A 17,560-nucleotide genomic window follows, 5' to 3' on the forward strand; every position below is an offset into this window, starting at 1 on the left:
CGTTTCTGAATAAACTTTACACTTGGAGATCGGCTTTTGCCAGTAAAGCTAAGTAATTAGCATGGCGAAGGGCATAATTTCACAGGCGGTTAAAATGATTGAATAACCCTGAATTTTTAGCCCGTGAGATTATAAATCTCGTAATTATTTCTAATGAATAAAAGGGAATTGTTTTGTACTTCAAAAGATCTTTATTAGCGTTAGCGATTTGTGCATCCGTGGTCTCAGTAGAGGCGGTGGCGAATATCAGAGCCAATGATATGGCTTCTTCTGCTACGCCTGCTTCTGTTGGTCACCGTCCTGTGGCAACTACTAATGCAAAAAAGATAGAAGTGTCTGGGGAACTGACGACCGGTTCAACCCTCCAGATAGCGGATGTTTTTATTGAGGATGAGGATGGGGATCTCTTATCGCTGGATAAAATGAATAATGCCGACGATATTAAATGGTATCTGGTGGATAATGAGGCCGCCGATCCTTCTGGAATCCCGGCGGCAACTGGGACGGCTTTTACCATTCCTGCTGATGCAGGCGGTAAAAAAATTAAAATCGTTTACCGAATTAAGACGGCAACGGGGACGCCGGATAGTGCATTCTTGCCTGCCACTGTCTTATTAACTGCTGCATCTTCTGGGGTGAGCGGCGACTCCGCCGCAGACGGTACAATTTCTAATAAGCTACGTTCTGTCACTATCAATGTGGTGAATGAAAGTGGTAAACCGACTGATAAACTCAACGGTACCAATGACGCCAACACTCCAGTGGTAGGCGGCACCCTTGAAGCGGTACTGGAATGTGCCGCCACAGCGGCGGCTGAGTGTGAGGTCAGTAATTATAACTTTACCTGGCAGATGGCGGATGCCGGGACACCAGATAAGTTCACCGATCTGAATAATACCAACGCTGAAAAGCATAAATATATTATTAAGGGAACTGAGCAGAATAAACTGTTCCGTGTCCACGTTACGCCTAAAACGACGAAAGCCACGCCGGAGAATAAACGCGCTATCCGTCGCTGATGGTTATCGCTAAATAAACATCTTATTTAAATACTCCCCCTGCAAGGCAGGTGGGTATAGCAGGAGGCAATAAAGTGGTTTTTTCTAAAAAACCCATTACTAAATATATAACCTGGGCCATTGTTACCAGTCAGATTCCACTGCCGGTCATTGCTGATAGCGATAATGAAATTCAGTCATGGATTGCAGGGACGGCATCGTCTATTTCTCCGCATCTGCAGGAGGGGACGCTGGAGGATTATGCCAAAGGAAAAATAAAGGCATTACCAGGGCAAGCCGCTAATCATCTGGTGAACGAGGGGATGAAGAGCGCTTTTCCGGAGATTATTTTCCGTGGTGGCGTCAATCTTGAAGATGGCGCGAAATATCGCTCATCAGAGTTCGATATGTTTATTCCCGTCGAGGAAACGACATCGTCTTTACTCTTTGGCCAGCTTGGCTTTCGCGACCACGACAGCAGCAGTTTCGATGGCCGCACCTATGTTAACGTTGGTATGGGTTACCGCCAGGAGGTCAATGGATGGCTGCTCGGCGTCAATACGTTTCTGGATGCCGACATCCGTTATTCCCACTTACGTGGCGGCATTGGCGGGGAAGTTTATAAAGACAGTCTGGCCTTTTCCGGCAACTATTATTTCCCTCTCACCGGCTGGAAAACGTCAGCAGCGCATGAATTACATGATGAGCGTCCGGCATATGGCTTTGATCTGCGAACAAAAGGCACGCTTCCCGATTTTCCCTGGTTCAGTGGCGAGCTCACATATGAACAGTATTACGGGGATAAAGTTGATCTATTGGGTAACGGTACATTAAGCCGGAATCCCCGCGCCGCAGGTGCGGCTCTGGTCTGGAATCCTGCCCCCTTGCTTGAGGTCAGAGCAGGATATCGGGACGCCGGTAACGGCGGCTCGCAGGCAGAGGGCGGTCTGAGAGTCAACTATTCCTTCGGTACGCCGTTACATGAACAGCTTGATTACCGCAACGTTGGTGCGCCGTCAAATACGACTAATCGGCGTGCCTTTGTCGATCGTAATTACGATATCGTCATGGCGTATCGGGAGCAGGCCAGTAAAATCCGCATTACGGCAATGCCGGTGTCAGGCCTGTCCGGGACGCTGGTGACATTAATGGCGACGGTAGATAGCCGTTACCCGATTGAGAAAGTTGAGTGGTCGGGTGATGCGGAACTTCTCGCCGGACTCCAGCTTCAGGGGAGTCTGGGCAGCGGCCTTATCCTTCCACAACTTCCGCTGACGGCGACCGACGGTCAGGAGTATAGCCTTTATTTAACGGTGACTGACAGCCGGGGTACTCGCGTGACCTCCGAGCGTATCCCGGTAAGGGTGACACAGGATGAGACCAGTTTCCGTTCATGGATAAATGTTATCAATGACGATGTTCAGGTTGAGGACGGCAACTTTGTTATCAGTACGCCGCTTCCTGCCGGAGAAGAGGGGAAGGTTATTGAGTGGCACTACGTGCGCGAGCGTTCTGAAGAGGAGTGGGCGTCGCTCAAACCACGTCATATTAAGTATCAATCAGATATGCCGGGTCTGGCATTTAAAGCGCTCGGTGGTACAGAGCGTGACGGCCATTGGGTTGAACGGGTTCTGGTGACCCATATCGGCGATGATGCCCGCTCGCTCAAATTACATATTGAAGCAAGCGGACCAGACGATAAACATCCGGTGAAGGGTACCGTACTACTACAAGCGCAGTCAGACAGTATTGCGCAGAAGGTCACTTCTGTGGAGGTGCTTTTTACGCCGGGTACTGAAGAAGCCAACGGAAGCGTTACTGCGCCAGTCGTCGGAACAGAAATGCGAGCCAGAACGCTTTGTGTAAATAACACGGACTGTACTGATGCGTTTAATTATCAGTGGGAAATCTCGGATGAAATGAAATCCTGGCAATCCGTACCGGGTGCGACAAAGGCCACCTGGCTTATCCCTTATAGCCTTAACGGGGAATCGCTACAGAATAAATATATCCGGGTCAGAATTATTTCTGATAAGGAAAATGCTAAGGGTAATACCGCAACCTCTGATGCGAATTAATGTTTTAAAAAGGATCAACAGTGCGTATGTCGAAACATAATCTTATTATCTATAGCCTGCTTCTGGCGGCTGCGCCGATAAGCGTCTTGGCAGATTCGTCGACAACGTCCGCGGCAACCGTCGGGATATTTTCTCCTCCTACGGCGCCGAGCGTTGGGCACAGGCCTGGAACACCTCGTGATACCTACGAATTGCAGTTTAATGGACTTGGCTTTTCTATTGAAAAGTATACACCTTTTCCGGGAATGACTATTGCGAGGAATGCCAGAAATGTAGGCATCAGAGACCCGGATAATAACTATCAGTCTGCGGAAACTTTTACTACAGTATGTACGTATTATCAGATCAATAAAGATAACTCTCAGCATATACTTAAACGTGAAAAGCCATGTGAGCATAAATTTAATATCCAAAAGGAACATCGGGGTTCAAAGATTAAACTAGAAATTTATAATGAAACGGATATGGCTTCAGCGTCAGGGTACACGCCTGTGCCATCGGTATCTGAGTTCCAGTATATTGAAACAGAAACTATATCTAATACGCCAAGCCCAGATTTAACAGTTATGAGTATAGATAAGTCTGTATTATCGCCGGGTGAAAGTGCCACCATCACAACTATTGTTAAGGATATCGACGGGAATCCTGTAAATGAAGTTCACATTAATAAGACTGTAGCGCGTGAAAATTTAAAAGGCTTATGGGATTATGGCCCTCTTAAGAAAGAAAATGTTCCAGGTAAATATACACAAGTTATAACCTATCGTGGGCATAGTAATGAACGTATTGACATATCTTTTAAATATGCAATGAGTTTCACGAAAGAAATTTCCATCAGAGGAAGACTATAAACTATATTAATTATTATGTCTAATATAATTCTTTTTATCACCATCATCTTATTATGGATGTTCACCTGGTTTTTTAGCGGATTGCTAAATAATTATTATGGCTAAAATAATACAAACGTTAAAAGGAGAAGTTTTTATGACGCCAACAACAACACAGGATTATATCTCATTGGGTCAGGAACACGCTGTCACCTTTGGCAAAACGCAGCTGACCCTCAAACCCGGTGTACTGGCTGAAGGCGAACCATTACCCTGCACAAAGGGGCTGGTGAGCCATAATTTATTACCGGGTTACTGTATCCCGGGGATAAAAAAGCAGATTATTGTCGTTCCGTCACTGGATACGCCAGTTTGTGAATGGCAGGTAAAAGACTATAGTGACCGCCTTAAATCAGCGGGTAGCCACTCAAACCGGGCGGTATATGTGCTGAGTATGGATACGCCATTTGCTCAGGCCCGTTTTATTCGGGAACATGATATTCATCCCGGCATAACCTTTGTTTCTGACTACGCTTGCCGCCAGTTTTTGGATAATTCCGGGCTGAAAATTAATGAGCTCAGTATTTTTGCCAGAGCGTTGATAGAGTGCGATGAAAACAATGTGGTTACGCGTGTTAGTGTACCACGAGATATCACTCATCTTCCTGTTTACTAATCACTTATATCAGCACCGCCCCTGCACAGAGAACCGAATAACCGGCAATGCAGGGGCGCAGGCATTCTCTTGTGTGCCCCCACATTTAATATATATACTATTGCATCACGCATAAGGAACTGAAAATGATGCCAGCGGATGGGGCAGGTTAACGTTATGGCACCCCTGAATTTCTGCAATAATCGTCTGGTAACCGGAAAGCCACTTATGACTTTGTGATTTGGCCTGCTGGTGCTGTAAATTATTTATCAATAGCTCCATTGATTCGCGGGTCTGCCAGTAATAATTATTAACTATTCTTCCGCTGGCGGCATCGGTATAGCTTTCCATCCCAATATAGCCATCAATAGACTGCGTATAGCGCTCAATCCAGCCATCCAGTTGATAAAACTCTTCGTCGTACTCTTTTTTTTCGAAAATAAAACTTGTCAGAAACAGCGACATGGTATTTCTCCTGTTACGCAATATCAATCAAACACCCATCAACGTGGATTCAAAACGTAAACCCGGCATCATTTTTTCAAGGCCGTCAGTCAGCATGTTTCCTGCCGCGTACAATTCATCAACCGGCATTTCCGGCAAGCTTTCAAGGATAAACCACATCGCTTTATCTGAAGCGCTTAGTCGGGTACGTACTCCCTGGCGCCAGTTCCAGCGCCGACAGGTGACGCCTCTGTCATCGCGCCAGATAACTTCGCCCGGTTCTGGCGACTCGGTGGCGGGTTGTCCTTCTTTCAGGGTATCAAATGTTTCACTACCGTCTGCGAAAACCAGCCGCGGCGATCCACAATAAGCCGCGCTATTTTCGCCGCCTACCGGTACGGCATAGCGCAGGCTCACGGCGTTATAAAGATCAACGACCGGGTCCAGCGCCGCCATTGTTCCATCCTTCAACACGCGTTTTCGTAGCGCTTCAGCCGAGCAGGGGGTGCGCTTTGGTTTTGCGCCGAATGCTTTAAACACCGCATTCCAGGCGTCTATATGCGCCTGTGCCCACGTCGGTTGGCCGTTAATTACGGCCTGACAGGCCTCTTTTAGCGCGATTTCTCCGACCTGCGCATCGCGAATCGGAGCGGCAATGACATTAATACTTAATGCACGAAAGCCGGGAGCGATACGGGCCAGTTCCGGGCTGATTGACGGTAACATAGAAGACATCGCATAATCCTGTAATGACTATTTTATTCTATGATATCGACCAATGACCAAAAAAGTCAACTTATCGACCACGGCGGGCGCCGACGTCAGCACAATAAATGCAGCTGTTTCCCAACGTATCAAACAATTTCGTAGCCAAAAAAAGATGTCGCTGGATGAGCTTGCGCGGCGTTCCGGCGTCAGTAAAGGAATGCTGGTGGAAATTGAAGGCTGTAAAGCCAATCCAAGCATTGCGCTGTTATGTAAGATCGCGGCGGCAATGGGAGTGTCCGTGGCGGATGTTGTCAACGTCGCCAGCGAGCCGATGGTCCATCTTATCGACCGGGATGCTATTCCGGTGTTGTGGCGCGGCGAGAAAGGCGGCAGCGCAAAACTGATGGCGGGAACCAGCGGGCCGGATATGCTGGAACTCTGGCAATGGATAATGCATCCTGGTGAACAGTTTGAATCGGCAGGGCATCCGGCTGACACCTGTGAATTACTGTTTGTTAATCAGGGAACACTGACATTAACAGTCAATGGTAGACGCTTTATTATTCGTGAGGGCTGCTCCGCTGTAGCCAGAACCGACATGCCTCATGCCTACGTTAACGACACTAATGAGGTGCTTGAATTTACCATGACGGTGAATGAAAAGAGCCGTTGATCACCGTGAGGAAGGCGCTAACAACCCGTCATCCGGACAGGGAAGCCTCGGTGCCCGATAAGCGTTATCGGGCACTGGCTATCTTTTATTTTATTGCAGGCGCGGCCTCCGGATCATCGATATAGAGCGTCTGGCTTGGGAAGGCGAAGTCAGCGCCGTTTTCCTGGACAATCGCAATAATTTTCAGGTAAACATCCTGCTGTACGGCAAGCCATTCCTGCCATACTGTTGTTTTGGTAAAGCAATACACCATAATATTCAGCGAAGAGTCGGCGAATTCATTAAAATAGACCAACAGCGTCTGTTTCTGATCGATATCGCTGTGCGCCTGCAGCATGTTTCTGATAGCGTCAACAATGAGGCCAATTTTGTCGGCATCTTCGTAACGTAATCCAATAACCGTTTTTATTCGACGGTTGGTCATCCGTCCCGGATTCTCAACGCTAATGGATGAAAAGACGGAATTAGGCACGTACAACGGGCGGTGGTCGAATGTGTTAATTCGTGTAATTCGCCAGCCGATTTCGGCGACCGTACCTTCGATATTTCTGTCAGGAGAACGAATCCAGTCTCCGATACTGAAGGGGCGATCGAAATAGAGCATAATACCGGAGAAGAAATTGCTCAGGACATCTTTGCCCGCCATACCAACAGCGATACCGCCGATACCGCCAAAGGTCAGCAGACCGGACAGACTCATGCCAAAATGTTCGCCATACAGTAAGACAATCGCGACAATAATGGTTATTTTTATGACCCGTGCCAGAATACGGGTACTGGTGACATCTCTACCTTTATTGACCTGTGCTTTTTCAAATTGGTTAATAATCAGGAAAAGTTTTATCGTCAGAATAAGCGCAATGAGCGAGGTGCAGATAAAATCAATGACCCCGGAAGAGATAAAACGCAAATTATAATCTTCAATAGCATTATTCAGGATGCTCCCGATGGTTCCAATAATAATCGCGTAAATAAAAAACTGTGCCGCATGGAACGTGAATCCTTTCTTCCACTGTACGTTACGGCTGAGCCAAAATCTCACGACCAGCAACGCCATACCGCAACTGAAAAGTATCGCCAGATTAAATGCGTTTTTGAGAAAAAATTCAGTGAACATTATTGTTTTCCGCTCCTTCCTACGATAACAGCTCAGAATGACCTGATTAACAGGTATTTTACCCAGGATAAACGCGTAGATCATCGATAAGTAAAAAGAAGAAATAGTGCTATCAGCTTTAATCTCAGCGGTTTACTTTTTATGTAAATACAATGTCACGTTTTATGGAGCAGACATCGCGTGATTGTCATGGTATTGTTGCTATCAGGTAACAAAGTCATCTGTAAAGGACAATACTATGATCATGATGAAGCTGAAATCGGCGAAGGGGAAAAAATTTCTGTTATGCCTGCTGGCAGTGTTTATCGTTGCGGCATCGGTGGTAACGCGCGCGACTATCGGCGGTGTGATTGAGCAATATCATATTCCACTGTCCGAGTGGACAAGCTCTATGTATGCCATTCAGTCGGCAATGATTTTCGTTTACAGTCTGGTGTTCACTATTCTGCTGGCGATTCCTTTGGGGATCTATTTCCTCGGTGGAGATGAGTAACAGGAATAGGGTATTGGCCGGATGGCAGCGCCATCCGGCAGGACGCAAGAGGGATTAATCGTCCTCGTCGTCCAGTTCCACCGGTGTTTGATACTCATCAGGCTTAATGACTAACAGGTCGCAGCGCAGATGGTCAATGACCTGTTCGGCCGTGTTCCCCAAAAACGCGGCCGAGAGTCCGGTACGTCCAACGGTGCCAAGCACAACGATCCCCGCCTGGAGATGTTCGGCAAGATCCGGGATAACTTCTTCCGGCAAACCTTTTTCTACATGCGTAACTTTTTCATCGATGCTGAATTTCTGGCGCAGCGCTTTCATCGCCAGTAAATGCTGGCCTCTGATGGCGTCGTTATACACGCTGGGATCAAATTCCGGCAGCTCAATGGCGATATTGATTGGCGTAACGGGGTAGGCGCCGACCAGGTGTACTTCGGTATGATTAACCTGCTCCGCCAATTGTAAGGTCTCTTTTACCAGCTTTTCGTTGAGAGCATTGTGATAGGGCTCTTCGCTTGCCAGGTTCACGGCGACCAGTGCTTTGCCGCCTTCTGGCCACGGCTGATCTTTGACCATCCACACGGGGCTTGGGCATTTACGCAGCAAATGCCAGTCGGTAGGGGTAAAAATGACCGCTTCCAGTCGATCGTGCTGATGCGCCATTTTCAACACCAGATCGTGACTGCCGGCGATAACCTCCTGGATGATGGCCTCAAAGGGACGATTGTGCCAGACCACTTTAATTTCAATGGGGACACCAGCTTCAAGATAATATTTCGCCTGCTCACGTATCCAGGCTGTGCGTTGACTTATTACGCCCTGACGCATTGCGGTGCGTTCGTCAGGAGAAAGCAGGGTGGTCATCTCATACGAGAAATCGTAAATAGGCAGGAAAGCTTTAATTTTGCCGCCAATCCGTTGATGCAAATAAACTGCTCGCCGTAATGCGGGTTGGTCGTCCTGATTGGGATCGATGACCACCAGCATATTTTGATACATAGCCATACAGGGTCTCCTTACAACTGTCATCGCAGTTTGTAACTAAAGAGTAACTCAAATATGGTGAATGAAACAGAGGAAGCGCTTCTGCCAGATCAATAAATGAGAAAAATTTAACGATATGGCAGAAGATAACATCAATGGTTTAGCTGACGTTTAAGCGACGTTGCGGGTATGACCGGCGAGGGCCGCCAGCGCATCGCTGTTTTCAATAGTAATATACTTACCTTTCACCGCCAGCATACCGCTTTTCTGGAAACGCCCCAGCAGACGGCTAATGGTTTCGACCGTTAAGCCAAGATAGTTGCCGATATCGCCACGGGTCATCGTCAGGCGGAATTCACGCGGTGAAAAACCACGCTGCGCAAAGCGGCGGGACAGGTTGTAAATAAACGCAGCCAGACGTTCTTCGGCGTTTTTCTTCGACAATAACAGGATCATATCCTGATCGCCTTTAATTTCACCGCTCATCAGGCGCATCATTTGCTGACGCAGGTTAGGCATTTTGCCGGACAGGTCATCCAGCGTCTCAAAGGGTATTTCACATACCATTGAGGTTTCCAGCGCCTGTGCAAAGCTCGGATGATGACCGCTGCCAATGGCGTCAAAACCCACCAGGTCGCCTGCTAAATGGAATCCAGTAATCTGCTCATCGCCTTGCTCGGTAATGGTGTAGCTCTTAATCGTTCCGGAGCGGATAGCATAGAGCGATTTCAATTCATCACCTGCTTTAAACAGAGTTTGCCCTTTCTGAATGGGCTTTTTGCGCTCGATGATATTATCAAGCTGATCAAGCTCATGCTCGTTAAGTGTGAACGGGATGCAAAGCTGGCTGATACTGCAATCCTGGCAATGGATAGCACAACCGCCAGACTGAATGCGCCGTATAATTCGCTTTTCCGGGATCATAGGTCTGCTCAAGCCGTAATTGATATTTGTCAATTTTAACATCTTTTTGGTGAGCGCGTAAGTCTGAGCTATCCCGGAGAAGGAATAATTCAAGTATAAGTTTGATGAATACTTTTATCTATTTGAAAACACGTAATTTATTTGTTGTTGCTTTACATAAAAGTGTGACCGATAAGGCACTTTTTGCCTGTATTTTCATAATAAAAGATAGCCTTCATGGCGTAATAGCCACTCTTTTCGCTGCACGCCGCCTGCGTATCCGGTCAGAGTGCCGTTACGCCCAATGACGCGATGGCAGGGAACAACAATACTGATGGGGTTAGCGCCATTCGCAGCACCGACTGCGCGTGCGGCGCCCGGTCGTCCCAGTTGCGCCGCCAGCTGACCATAGTGCATCACCTGCCCGCAGGGGATAGCGCGCAACGCCTGCCATACTTCCCGTTGAAAAGGTGTACCCCCCGTGGCGGTTTCCAGGGTATCAATTACGGCGAGATTGCCTGCAAAATAATCTGCAAGCTTATCGCTGAGTCCACCGGGGTTAGTCGCAGAAACGCGTTCATAGCCTTCGTGACGGTAGTGGATATTTAGCAGTTGCTCCATACGATTGCGGTACTGTTCCCACTCAATGGCCCGCAGTCGAAACTGCTCATCGCAAACCACCCATAACGGACCTAATGGCGTGGCTATCTTCTCTTCAAGTAATCTCAGCATCCGTTCTCTCACATCGTCTTAATCTAACGTAAGAGACAAGATATCATGCCAAGAATACCCGCAACCATACTCCTTAAAAGATAGTCAGGGATAACACATTTAGCGCCAGTAATATCGTTGGCGGAGAAAAAGGGAGCCTGTCGAGGCGGTTAATTGCCTGACATTGTCGCTGTTATTGGAAATAACTGTAAACCGTTGTCGGTATAACAGGGCACGGTTATGATAACGGCAGTCGCAAAAACGCTGGAGGATGAACCATGAACCTTGACGATAAAGCGCTGTTTCTTGACGCCATGGAGGATGTCCAGCCGCTGAAACGCCATACTGATGTACACTGGCAGCCAACGCGTAATCTTAAAACGCCCCAGCGTATCGACACGCTTCAGCTTGATAATTTCCTGACGACGGGCTTTCTGGATATTCTGCCGCTGAATGAACCGCTGGAATTTCGTCGGGAAGGATTGCAGCAGGGTGTCATCGACAAGTTACGCAGTGGGAAATACCCTCAGCAGGCCAGCCTCAATTTGTTACGCCAGCCGGTCGAAACGTGCCGAAAAATGCTGTTTCGTTTTATCCTGGAGGCGCAGAAAGAGGGGTTGCGTAATGTCCTGATCATTCATGGTAAAGGGCGAGAGGCGAAGTCGCATGCCAATATCGTCCGAAGCTATGTGGCCCGTTGGTTGACAGAGTTTGAGGATGTACAGGCTTATTGTTCGGCGCTGCCGCACCATGGCGGCGGCGGGGCATGTTATGTCGCGTTACGTAAAACGGTGCAGGCTAAACAGGATAACTGGGAGCGCCATGCGAAGCGTAGTCGGTAAATCGTTGCCGCTGGCGGACAGGACCGCCAGCGCAAGCTCGCGCGAACCCGATTTTATGCCTGATGCTCAGGATTCTGCAAGAGAACGGGCGATAACGCTGTCCGCGGTAATAACACGGAGAAACAGTCATTCGCTTATTTAAGCGTCTATTAAAATATACTGGCTTTCGACTTAACTATTAAGCAGAAAATGGTGATAAGTACATCACTTGTCAATATGGATGGATGAATATCCTGGCATAGCGAATATAGGTGATTTTATCTGTTGCACTAAGGGAAATGGCGATGGTCTGGTATTGAATATGGAGAATGTCAAAGAAACGAATGGCAATATATATCTGAAATGCTATAAAAATAAAACCTGTCTCCTATCCTGGTTGTAGGCCGTCAAAAATGTTGAGAAATATCAGCGTCAGGACATGCATTATTCTATTCATGGTATGTACGTTTCTTTTAGTGGATACTTTACAAATAGCTTTTCTGCACGATTTCCCTATTTTAATTACGTGTAATATCATTTATCTGATCTCGGCATTACTGCTTTGGTGGTATATGACCTGCTATCTGGTAGTGCCGATTAATACGGTGAAGAAAAGTATTGAAGAGGTCGCAGCAGGAAATTTGTCTATTCATATCTCCGAATTTGGCAATAATTGCGCCGGACGACTCATCCCCGGGATTAATAGCCTGTCGGAGAATATTTCCGCGCTGGTACGTGAAATCAGATCCTCTTCGCAAACGGCAATGACCCTTTCCGAACAACTGGCGGCGCGCAGTCTGTCGCTATCCGTAAAGACGGAACAGCAGTCGGCCTCGCTAATTCAAACTGCCGCCAGTATGGATGAAATGGCGGCGAGTACCAAAAACAATGCGGATAATACCCGAATGGCGAGCATACAGGCGGATTGTGCAACCCAATGCGCCCGTAAAGGCGGTGAATTAATGGTGCGGGTTACAGAAAATATGCGTTCTATTACCGACTGTGCCTCGCAGATGACGGAGATTATTTCATTGATTGACGGTATCGCATTCCAGACTAATATTCTGGCGCTTAACGCGGCGGTAGAGGCTGCGCGGGCGGGCGATCATGGAAAAGGTTTCTCCGTGGTGGCCGGGGAAGTGCGTAATCTGGCGCATCGTAGCGCCGAGGCGGCAAAAAGTATCAAGGCGCTGATCGACGTTACGCATGACAATGTGCGGCAGGGGGCCGCCATAGTGCAGGAGGCTGAAAAAAATATGCGGGAGATTGTTGGCGGCTCCGGGCAATTAAACGTGCTGATGAGTGAAATTTCCACCACTACGCGGGAGCAGGAAAAAGGCATTAACCAGATAACCCTGGCGTTGAGCGATCTGGAAAGCGCAACCCATAGCAATGTTTTAATGGTTGAAGCGTTATCTGCTTCTTCGGATGTTTTAAAGGCGCAGGTGATCGAGTTACAGACTAAAACTGACAAATTTCGTTTAAGCCTGCCGGGTTACAGTGAACATGTTCTGTCGCGCTCTCATGTATCACCTCTTTCGACCATCACCAGGCGCGGCCAGGCCTGATAATACATGTTTGGTAAGCGCCTGTTGCTAAGGCGCTTTTTTCGCACGTTCCCGTCATTCTTTTTGCGCAATGAGAAAATGAGAGATTGCTTAACCTTTCCCGAAAGCTAGACTAACGGCATGAGAGTTGTAACGTGGAGGCGCTGTGGAAGCCATTAAGGGATCGGATGTGAACGTGCCGGATGCCGTTTTCGCATGGCTACTGGATGGTCGTGGTGGAGTAAAACCGCTCGAAGATAATGATGTGATCGATAGTCAGCATCCCTGTTGGCTACATCTTAATTATACCCACCCGGACAGCGCCCGCTGGTTGGCTTCAACGCCTTTACTCCCCAATAACGTGCGTGATGCGCTGGCTGGTGAAAGCTCGCGCCCGCGCGTAAGTCGTATGGGGGAAGGGACGCTCATTACGCTGCGCTGTATTAATGGCAGTACTGACGAACGCCCGGATCAATTAGTGGCAATGCGTTTATATATGGACGAGCGATTCATTGTGTCTACCCGTCAGCGAAAGGTTCTGGCGCTGGACGATGTGGTCAGTGATTTGCAGGAGGGCACCGGGCCCGTAGATTGCGGCGGCTGGTTAGTGGATGTGTGCGATGCGTTAACCGATCACGCCAGTGAATTTATTGAAGAGCTACACGATAAAATTATCGATCTGGAAGATAATCTTCTCGACCAGCAAATCCCACCGCGCGGTTTCCTCGCATTGCTACGTAAACAGCTAATTGTTATGCGCCGCTATATGGCGCCGCAGCGCGACGTCTATGCCCGGCTTGCGAGTGAACGGCTGCCGTGGATGAGCGACGATCACCGGCGCAGAATGCAGGATATCGCCGACAGGCTGGGAAGGGGGTTGGATGAGATTGACGCTTGTATCGCGCGTACTGGTATCATGGCGGATGAAATTGCCCAGGTGATGCAGGAGTCTCTGGCGCGCAGAACTTATACCATGTCGCTTATGGCGATGGTTTTTCTGCCCAGCACCTTCTTAACGGGGTTATTTGGCGTTAACCTGGGCGGTATTCCCGGCGGCGGATGGCGGTTCGGCTTTTCTCTGTTTTGTATTCTGTTAGTTGTCCTGATCGGTGGTGTTACTTTATGGTTGCATCGCAGTAAATGGTTGTAACAAAAGCGCTTTTCAGACCATTTCGGGTGAAAAAACGCCGAGAAATTTGAGCGAAGTCAATAAACCATCTACCTATTCGGGGCAATATCTCTCTCGCAGGTGAATGCAACGTCAAGCGATGGGCGTTGCGCTCCATATTGTCTTACTTCCTTTTTTGAATTACTGCATAGCACAATTGATTCGTACGACGCCGACTTAGATTAGTCGGCTTTTTTTTGCCTGTAGACTATCTGCGTCTACCCTTTAAGAGTCTGAATGACATTCTGGAGGGTAATATGAGCTGTCTTTTGACCTTATTATATCTACACTCGTCCTTGTCGGACCCGATTCCCACTGACCCTGTTCCCATTCCTGAGCCGCTTCCCCGTCCTCAGCCGATGCCCGACCCGCCGCCGGACGAAGAACCGATTAAAATGTCGCATCAAACGCCCGGATCTGCGAGGATACGCGCCTGCTGACTATGAGTCGTTACCGCGAGAGTAAATTGTGACCGCTTTTTCAACCCTGAATGTTTTGCCCGCCGCCCAGCTCAATAACCTTACTGAGCTGGGCTATCTTGAGATGACGCCTGTTCAGGCCGCAGCGTTACCCGTCATTCTGGCGGGAAATGATGTGCGTGTGCAGGCCAGGACCGGTAGCGGCAAAACGGCGGCGTTTGGTCTTGGGCTCTTGCATCGAATTGATGTCACTCTGTTCCAGACACAGGCGTTAGTGCTTTGTCCGACGCGGGAGCTGGCGGATCAGGTTGCCGGAGAGTTACGTCGCCTGGCCCGTTTTCTGCCAAATACCAAAATTCTGACCTTGTGTGGCGGGCAACCCTTTGGCGCACAGCGCGACTCGCTTCAGCACGCTCCGCATATCATTGTCGCGACGCCGGGGCGCCTGCTGGATCATTTACAAAAAGAAACCGTATCGCTGGATGCGCTGCACATTCTGGTAATGGATGAAGCAGACCGAATGCTGGACATGGGATTCAGTGACGCCATTGATGAGGTGATCCGCTTTGCGCCTGAGACGCGCCAGACGTTATTGTTTTCAGCAACCTGGCCTGACGCCATTGCGGCGATTAGCGGTCGTGTACAGCAGCAGCCAATACGTATTGAAATCGATACGGTAGATGCGCTACCGGCTATCGAACAACAGTTCTTCGAAACGTCTGCGCATGAAAAAATTTCGCTGCTACAAACGTTGCTTAGCCAGCATCAGCCAGCGTCCTGCGTGGTGTTTTGCAATACCAAAAAAGATTGTCAGGCCGTTTGTGATGCGCTTAATGCGGTAGGACAAAGCGCGTTGGCGCTCCACGGCGATCTGGAACAACGCGACCGCGACCAGACGTTGGTGCGTTTTGCAAATGGCAGCGCGCGCATTCTGGTTGCCACCGACGTTGCCGCGCGAGGGTTAGACATTAAATCGCTCGAACTGGTGGTTAACTATGAACTGGCCTGGGACCCGGAGGTGCATGTCCATCGTATTGGCCGTACGGCGCGCGCGGGAAGCAGCGGCCTGGCGATCAGTTTCTGCGCGCCGGAAGAGGCGCAGCGGGCGAATATTCTTTCAGAAATGCTGCAACTCAAGCTGAACTGGCTGAATGCGCCCGCCCGGCAGTCGTTACTCCCTCTGGCCGCAGAGATGGCTACCCTATGCATTGACGGCGGCAAAAAAGCGAAAATGCGTCCGGGAGATATTTTAGGCGCGCTGACCGGCGATATTGGATTAGACGGGGCGGATATCGGCAAAATTAATGTGCATCCCATGCACGTTTACGTCGCCGTACGTCAAGCAGTAGCGCAAAAAGCCTGGAAGCAGTTGCAAAACGGGAAGATCAAAGGCAAGTCATGCCGGGTACGGCTATTAAAATGATTGATAGCATGGCGTCTCAGCGGAGTGCTGAGACGCCTGCAGATTATTTCACTTCGATAACATCAAGCCGCAACGCCTCTAAGGCGGTGTCATCTTCTTCCGGCTGCCAGCCAGCGGGCTGCAAGGGAATCTCTTCACGATCGAACGCTAAATCGCCGCCGTCGACGACCTCGGAACCATGAGTGATTCCTTTGAAATCGAACAGGTTAGTGTCACAAAGGTGAGACGGCACGACATTCTGCATGGCGCTAAACATCGTCTCGATCCGTCCAGGATAGCGCTTATCCCAGTCGCGTAGCATGTCGGCAATCACCTGGCGTTGCAGGTTAGGTTGCGAACCGCACAGATTACAAGGAATGATAGGGAAGGCTTTGGCCTCAGCAAAACGGATAATATCTTTCTCGCGGCAGTAAGCCAGCGGGCGGATCACGATATGTTTGCCGTCATCGCTCATCAGCTTCGGCGGCATCCCTTTCATTTTTCCGCCATAGAACATATTCAGAAACAGGGTTTGCAGAATATCGTCGCGATGGTGGCCCAGGGCGATTTTAGTCGCGCCCAGTTCAGTCGCCGTACGATACAGGATACCCCGACGCAAACGCGAGCACAGCGAGCAGGTGGTTTTTCCTTCCGGAATCTTCTCCTTCACAATGCCGTAGGTGTTTTCTTCGACGATTTTATATTCTACGCCCAGCTGCTCAAGGTAGGCTGGCAGGATATGTTCCGGGAAACCTGGCTGCTTTTGATCGAGGTTGACGGCGACCAGTGAAAAATTGATCGGGGCGCTTTGCTGCAAATTACGTAAAATTTCCAGCATCGTATAGCTATCTTTGCCGCCAGAAAGGCAAACCATAATGCGATCGCCTTCTTCAATCATATTAAAATCGGCAATCGCTTCGCCAACGTTACGGCGCAGGCGCTTTTGCAACTTGTTGAGGTTGTATTGCTCTTTTTTTGTATTCTTTTGAATTTCTTGCATTATTTCAGTTCTCTGGTACTAAATGGGGCAAATTGGGGGCAAACTTTGCAGCTACGATAACCGCGCATTCAACATCGCTACCTGTTCGTCGTTCATGTCATCAATCCACATACCGTAAATTTCATACACCATCTGCGCAGTTTCATGCCCCATTTGGCTGGCGATAAATGCCGGGTTCGCTCCTGCCGTCAACAGCCAGCAGGCAAAAGTATGTCGCGTATGGTACGGATTACGGCGGCGAATACCAGCACGTTTTAATAGAGATAGTACCTTCGGATATTGTCAACTGTATACATCATGCAGCCAGGTCCGTTAAGAAGTGACGGGCTCAACTGAAATTCAGGCGCTGCTGCGTCCTGATGATGGTACGTTTCAAGTGGTTTCGTGGAGTGAACCGGGACTGGTGTAAAATGATATTCGGCACACCCTTTTTGCTCTTTTATTGGTGATATAAAATAACGTATCAGTATTTTATTATCTAATAAGATAGTGCAGAGTGTTTAATTATCGTTGGGTAAGATCATTTTACCGTATACTATTTAAAATTTTCTTGTTTATTCTGGTGGTCGTATTGAATTAAAAATAGCCTGTATCATATGTACAGTTCAGACA

At 48.7% G+C, this 17,560-nt stretch carries 17 protein-coding genes and 1 pseudogene; 10 read left to right on the top strand and 8 right to left on the bottom strand.

Going from position 1 to position 17,560, the window contains the following annotated elements; genetic code table 11:
- Positions 1-173 precede the first annotated feature (173 nt).
- From zirU to K8W53_RS11060, 4 genes are all read left to right on the top strand, one after another.
- A complete protein-coding gene (gene zirU, locus K8W53_RS11045) occupies positions 174-1,019 on the top strand; it encodes a two-partner-like secretion system exoprotein ZirU (RefSeq protein WP_023182211.1) in 846 nt (281 codons plus the stop codon).
- Between the two features lie 74 nt (positions 1,020-1,093).
- The gene (zirT, locus tag K8W53_RS11050; protein ID WP_052939390.1) at positions 1,094-3,076 is read left to right on the top strand and encodes a two-partner secretion translocator ZirT; all 1,983 of its coding nucleotides are present in this window, start codon (positions 1,094-1,096) and stop codon (positions 3,074-3,076) included.
- 20 nt (positions 3,077-3,096) lie between these two features.
- Positions 3,097-3,927: a two-partner-like secretion system exoprotein ZirS gene (gene zirS / locus K8W53_RS11055; protein WP_072106044.1), complete on the top strand. Its 831-nt coding sequence runs from the start codon at positions 3,097-3,099 to the stop codon at positions 3,925-3,927.
- A gap of 97 nt (positions 3,928-4,024) precedes the next feature.
- The gene (locus K8W53_RS11060; RefSeq protein ID WP_023224871.1) at positions 4,025-4,582 is read left to right on the top strand and encodes a redoxin family protein; all 558 of its coding nucleotides are present in this window, start codon (positions 4,025-4,027) and stop codon (positions 4,580-4,582) included.
- A gap of 105 nt (positions 4,583-4,687) precedes the next feature.
- Here K8W53_RS11060 and K8W53_RS11065 read toward each other — a convergent pair whose 3' ends face one another.
- Positions 4,688-5,026, bottom strand: a complete 339-nt coding sequence (locus K8W53_RS11065) for an antibiotic biosynthesis monooxygenase family protein (RefSeq protein ID WP_000051809.1) — start codon at positions 5,024-5,026, stop codon at positions 4,688-4,690.
- Between the two features lie 27 nt (positions 5,027-5,053).
- Entirely contained in the window at positions 5,054-5,740 is a 687-nt protein-coding gene (locus K8W53_RS11070) for a B3/4 domain-containing protein (protein WP_023224872.1), read from the bottom strand.
- A 43-nt stretch (positions 5,741-5,783) separates the two neighbouring features.
- On the opposite strand from K8W53_RS11070, the gene K8W53_RS11075 reads away from it, so the two are divergent.
- Positions 5,784-6,386, top strand: a complete 603-nt coding sequence (locus K8W53_RS11075) for a helix-turn-helix domain-containing protein (RefSeq protein ID WP_052939388.1) — start codon at positions 5,784-5,786, stop codon at positions 6,384-6,386.
- Between the two features lie 85 nt (positions 6,387-6,471).
- Here the strand turns inward: K8W53_RS11075 and K8W53_RS11080 are convergent, their stop codons facing one another.
- Complete coding sequence (locus K8W53_RS11080) at positions 6,472-7,503, bottom strand: mechanosensitive ion channel family protein (protein ID WP_000493670.1); 1,032 nt, start codon at positions 7,501-7,503, stop codon at positions 6,472-6,474.
- A gap of 238 nt (positions 7,504-7,741) precedes the next feature.
- Here K8W53_RS11080 and K8W53_RS11085 point away from each other — a divergent pair, with 238 nt between their 5' ends.
- A complete protein-coding gene (locus tag K8W53_RS11085; RefSeq protein WP_000605645.1) occupies positions 7,742-7,996 on the top strand; it encodes a DUF2534 family protein in 255 nt (84 codons plus the stop codon).
- Between the two features lie 54 nt (positions 7,997-8,050).
- Here the strand turns inward: K8W53_RS11085 and uspE are convergent, their stop codons facing one another.
- From uspE to ogt, 3 genes are all read right to left on the bottom strand, one after another.
- Positions 8,051-8,998, bottom strand: coding sequence for a universal stress protein UspE (gene uspE, locus K8W53_RS11090; protein ID WP_001262138.1), 948 nt, complete (start codon positions 8,996-8,998; stop codon positions 8,051-8,053).
- Between the two features lie 150 nt (positions 8,999-9,148).
- A complete protein-coding gene (gene fnr, locus K8W53_RS11095) occupies positions 9,149-9,901 on the bottom strand; it encodes a fumarate/nitrate reduction transcriptional regulator Fnr (protein WP_000611914.1) in 753 nt (250 codons plus the stop codon).
- Positions 9,902-10,096: 195 nt separating this feature from the next.
- Entirely contained in the window at positions 10,097-10,612 is a 516-nt protein-coding gene (gene ogt, locus K8W53_RS11100) for a methylated-DNA--[protein]-cysteine S-methyltransferase (RefSeq protein WP_023203164.1), read from the bottom strand.
- Between the two features lie 257 nt (positions 10,613-10,869).
- Between ogt and smrA the strand changes: the two genes are divergently transcribed.
- From smrA to dbpA, 4 genes are all read left to right on the top strand, one after another.
- Positions 10,870-11,433: a DNA endonuclease SmrA gene (gene smrA, locus K8W53_RS11105; RefSeq protein ID WP_001046799.1), complete on the top strand. Its 564-nt coding sequence runs from the start codon at positions 10,870-10,872 to the stop codon at positions 11,431-11,433.
- A gap of 392 nt (positions 11,434-11,825) precedes the next feature.
- The gene (locus tag K8W53_RS11110; RefSeq protein ID WP_000945609.1) at positions 11,826-12,980 is read left to right on the top strand and encodes a methyl-accepting chemotaxis protein; all 1,155 of its coding nucleotides are present in this window, start codon (positions 11,826-11,828) and stop codon (positions 12,978-12,980) included.
- 145 nt (positions 12,981-13,125) lie between these two features.
- Complete coding sequence (gene zntB, locus K8W53_RS11115) at positions 13,126-14,109, top strand: zinc transporter ZntB (protein WP_000387373.1); 984 nt, start codon at positions 13,126-13,128, stop codon at positions 14,107-14,109.
- A 486-nt stretch (positions 14,110-14,595) separates the two neighbouring features.
- Complete coding sequence (gene dbpA / locus K8W53_RS11120) at positions 14,596-15,969, top strand: ATP-dependent RNA helicase DbpA (RefSeq protein WP_000123694.1); 1,374 nt, start codon at positions 14,596-14,598, stop codon at positions 15,967-15,969.
- Between the two features lie 43 nt (positions 15,970-16,012).
- Here dbpA and ttcA read toward each other — a convergent pair whose 3' ends face one another.
- Both ttcA and K8W53_RS11130 read right to left on the bottom strand, forming a co-directional pair.
- Positions 16,013-16,948: a tRNA 2-thiocytidine(32) synthetase TtcA gene (gene ttcA, locus K8W53_RS11125; RefSeq protein ID WP_001156208.1), complete on the bottom strand. Its 936-nt coding sequence runs from the start codon at positions 16,946-16,948 to the stop codon at positions 16,013-16,015.
- 51 nt (positions 16,949-16,999) lie between these two features.
- Positions 17,000-17,206, bottom strand: a pseudogene (locus K8W53_RS11130) (tyrosine-type recombinase/integrase); the annotation flags it as partial.
- Positions 17,207-17,560 lie beyond the last annotated feature (354 nt).

The organism is Salmonella sp. A29-2 (assembly GCF_020150755.1).
In the GTDB taxonomy this organism is placed as follows: Bacteria; Pseudomonadota; Gammaproteobacteria; order Enterobacterales; family Enterobacteriaceae; genus Salmonella; species Salmonella enterica.

Coding starts and splice junctions, on each gene's coding strand:
- K8W53_RS11060 (WP_023224871.1), top strand. CDS start 4,025: ATGGCTAAAATAATACAAACGTTAAAAGGAGAAGTTTTTATGACGCCA.
- K8W53_RS11065 (WP_000051809.1), bottom strand. CDS start 5,026: ATGTCGCTGTTTCTGACAAGTTTTATTTTCGAAAAAAAAGAGTACGAC.
- K8W53_RS11070 (WP_023224872.1), bottom strand. CDS start 5,740: ATGTCTTCTATGTTACCGTCAATCAGCCCGGAACTGGCCCGTATCGCT.
- K8W53_RS11075 (WP_052939388.1), top strand. CDS start 5,784: ATGACCAAAAAAGTCAACTTATCGACCACGGCGGGCGCCGACGTCAGC.
- K8W53_RS11080 (WP_000493670.1), bottom strand. CDS start 7,503: ATGTTCACTGAATTTTTTCTCAAAAACGCATTTAATCTGGCGATACTT.
- K8W53_RS11085 (WP_000605645.1), top strand. CDS start 7,742: ATGATCATGATGAAGCTGAAATCGGCGAAGGGGAAAAAATTTCTGTTA.
- uspE (WP_001262138.1), bottom strand. CDS start 8,998: ATGGCTATGTATCAAAATATGCTGGTGGTCATCGATCCCAATCAGGAC.
- fnr (WP_000611914.1), bottom strand. CDS start 9,901: ATGATCCCGGAAAAGCGAATTATACGGCGCATTCAGTCTGGCGGTTGT.
- ogt (WP_023203164.1), bottom strand. CDS start 10,612: ATGCTGAGATTACTTGAAGAGAAGATAGCCACGCCATTAGGTCCGTTA.
- smrA (WP_001046799.1), top strand. CDS start 10,870: ATGAACCTTGACGATAAAGCGCTGTTTCTTGACGCCATGGAGGATGTC.
- K8W53_RS11110 (WP_000945609.1), top strand. CDS start 11,826: ATGTTGAGAAATATCAGCGTCAGGACATGCATTATTCTATTCATGGTA.
- ttcA (WP_001156208.1), bottom strand. CDS start 16,948: ATGCAAGAAATTCAAAAGAATACAAAAAAAGAGCAATACAACCTCAAC.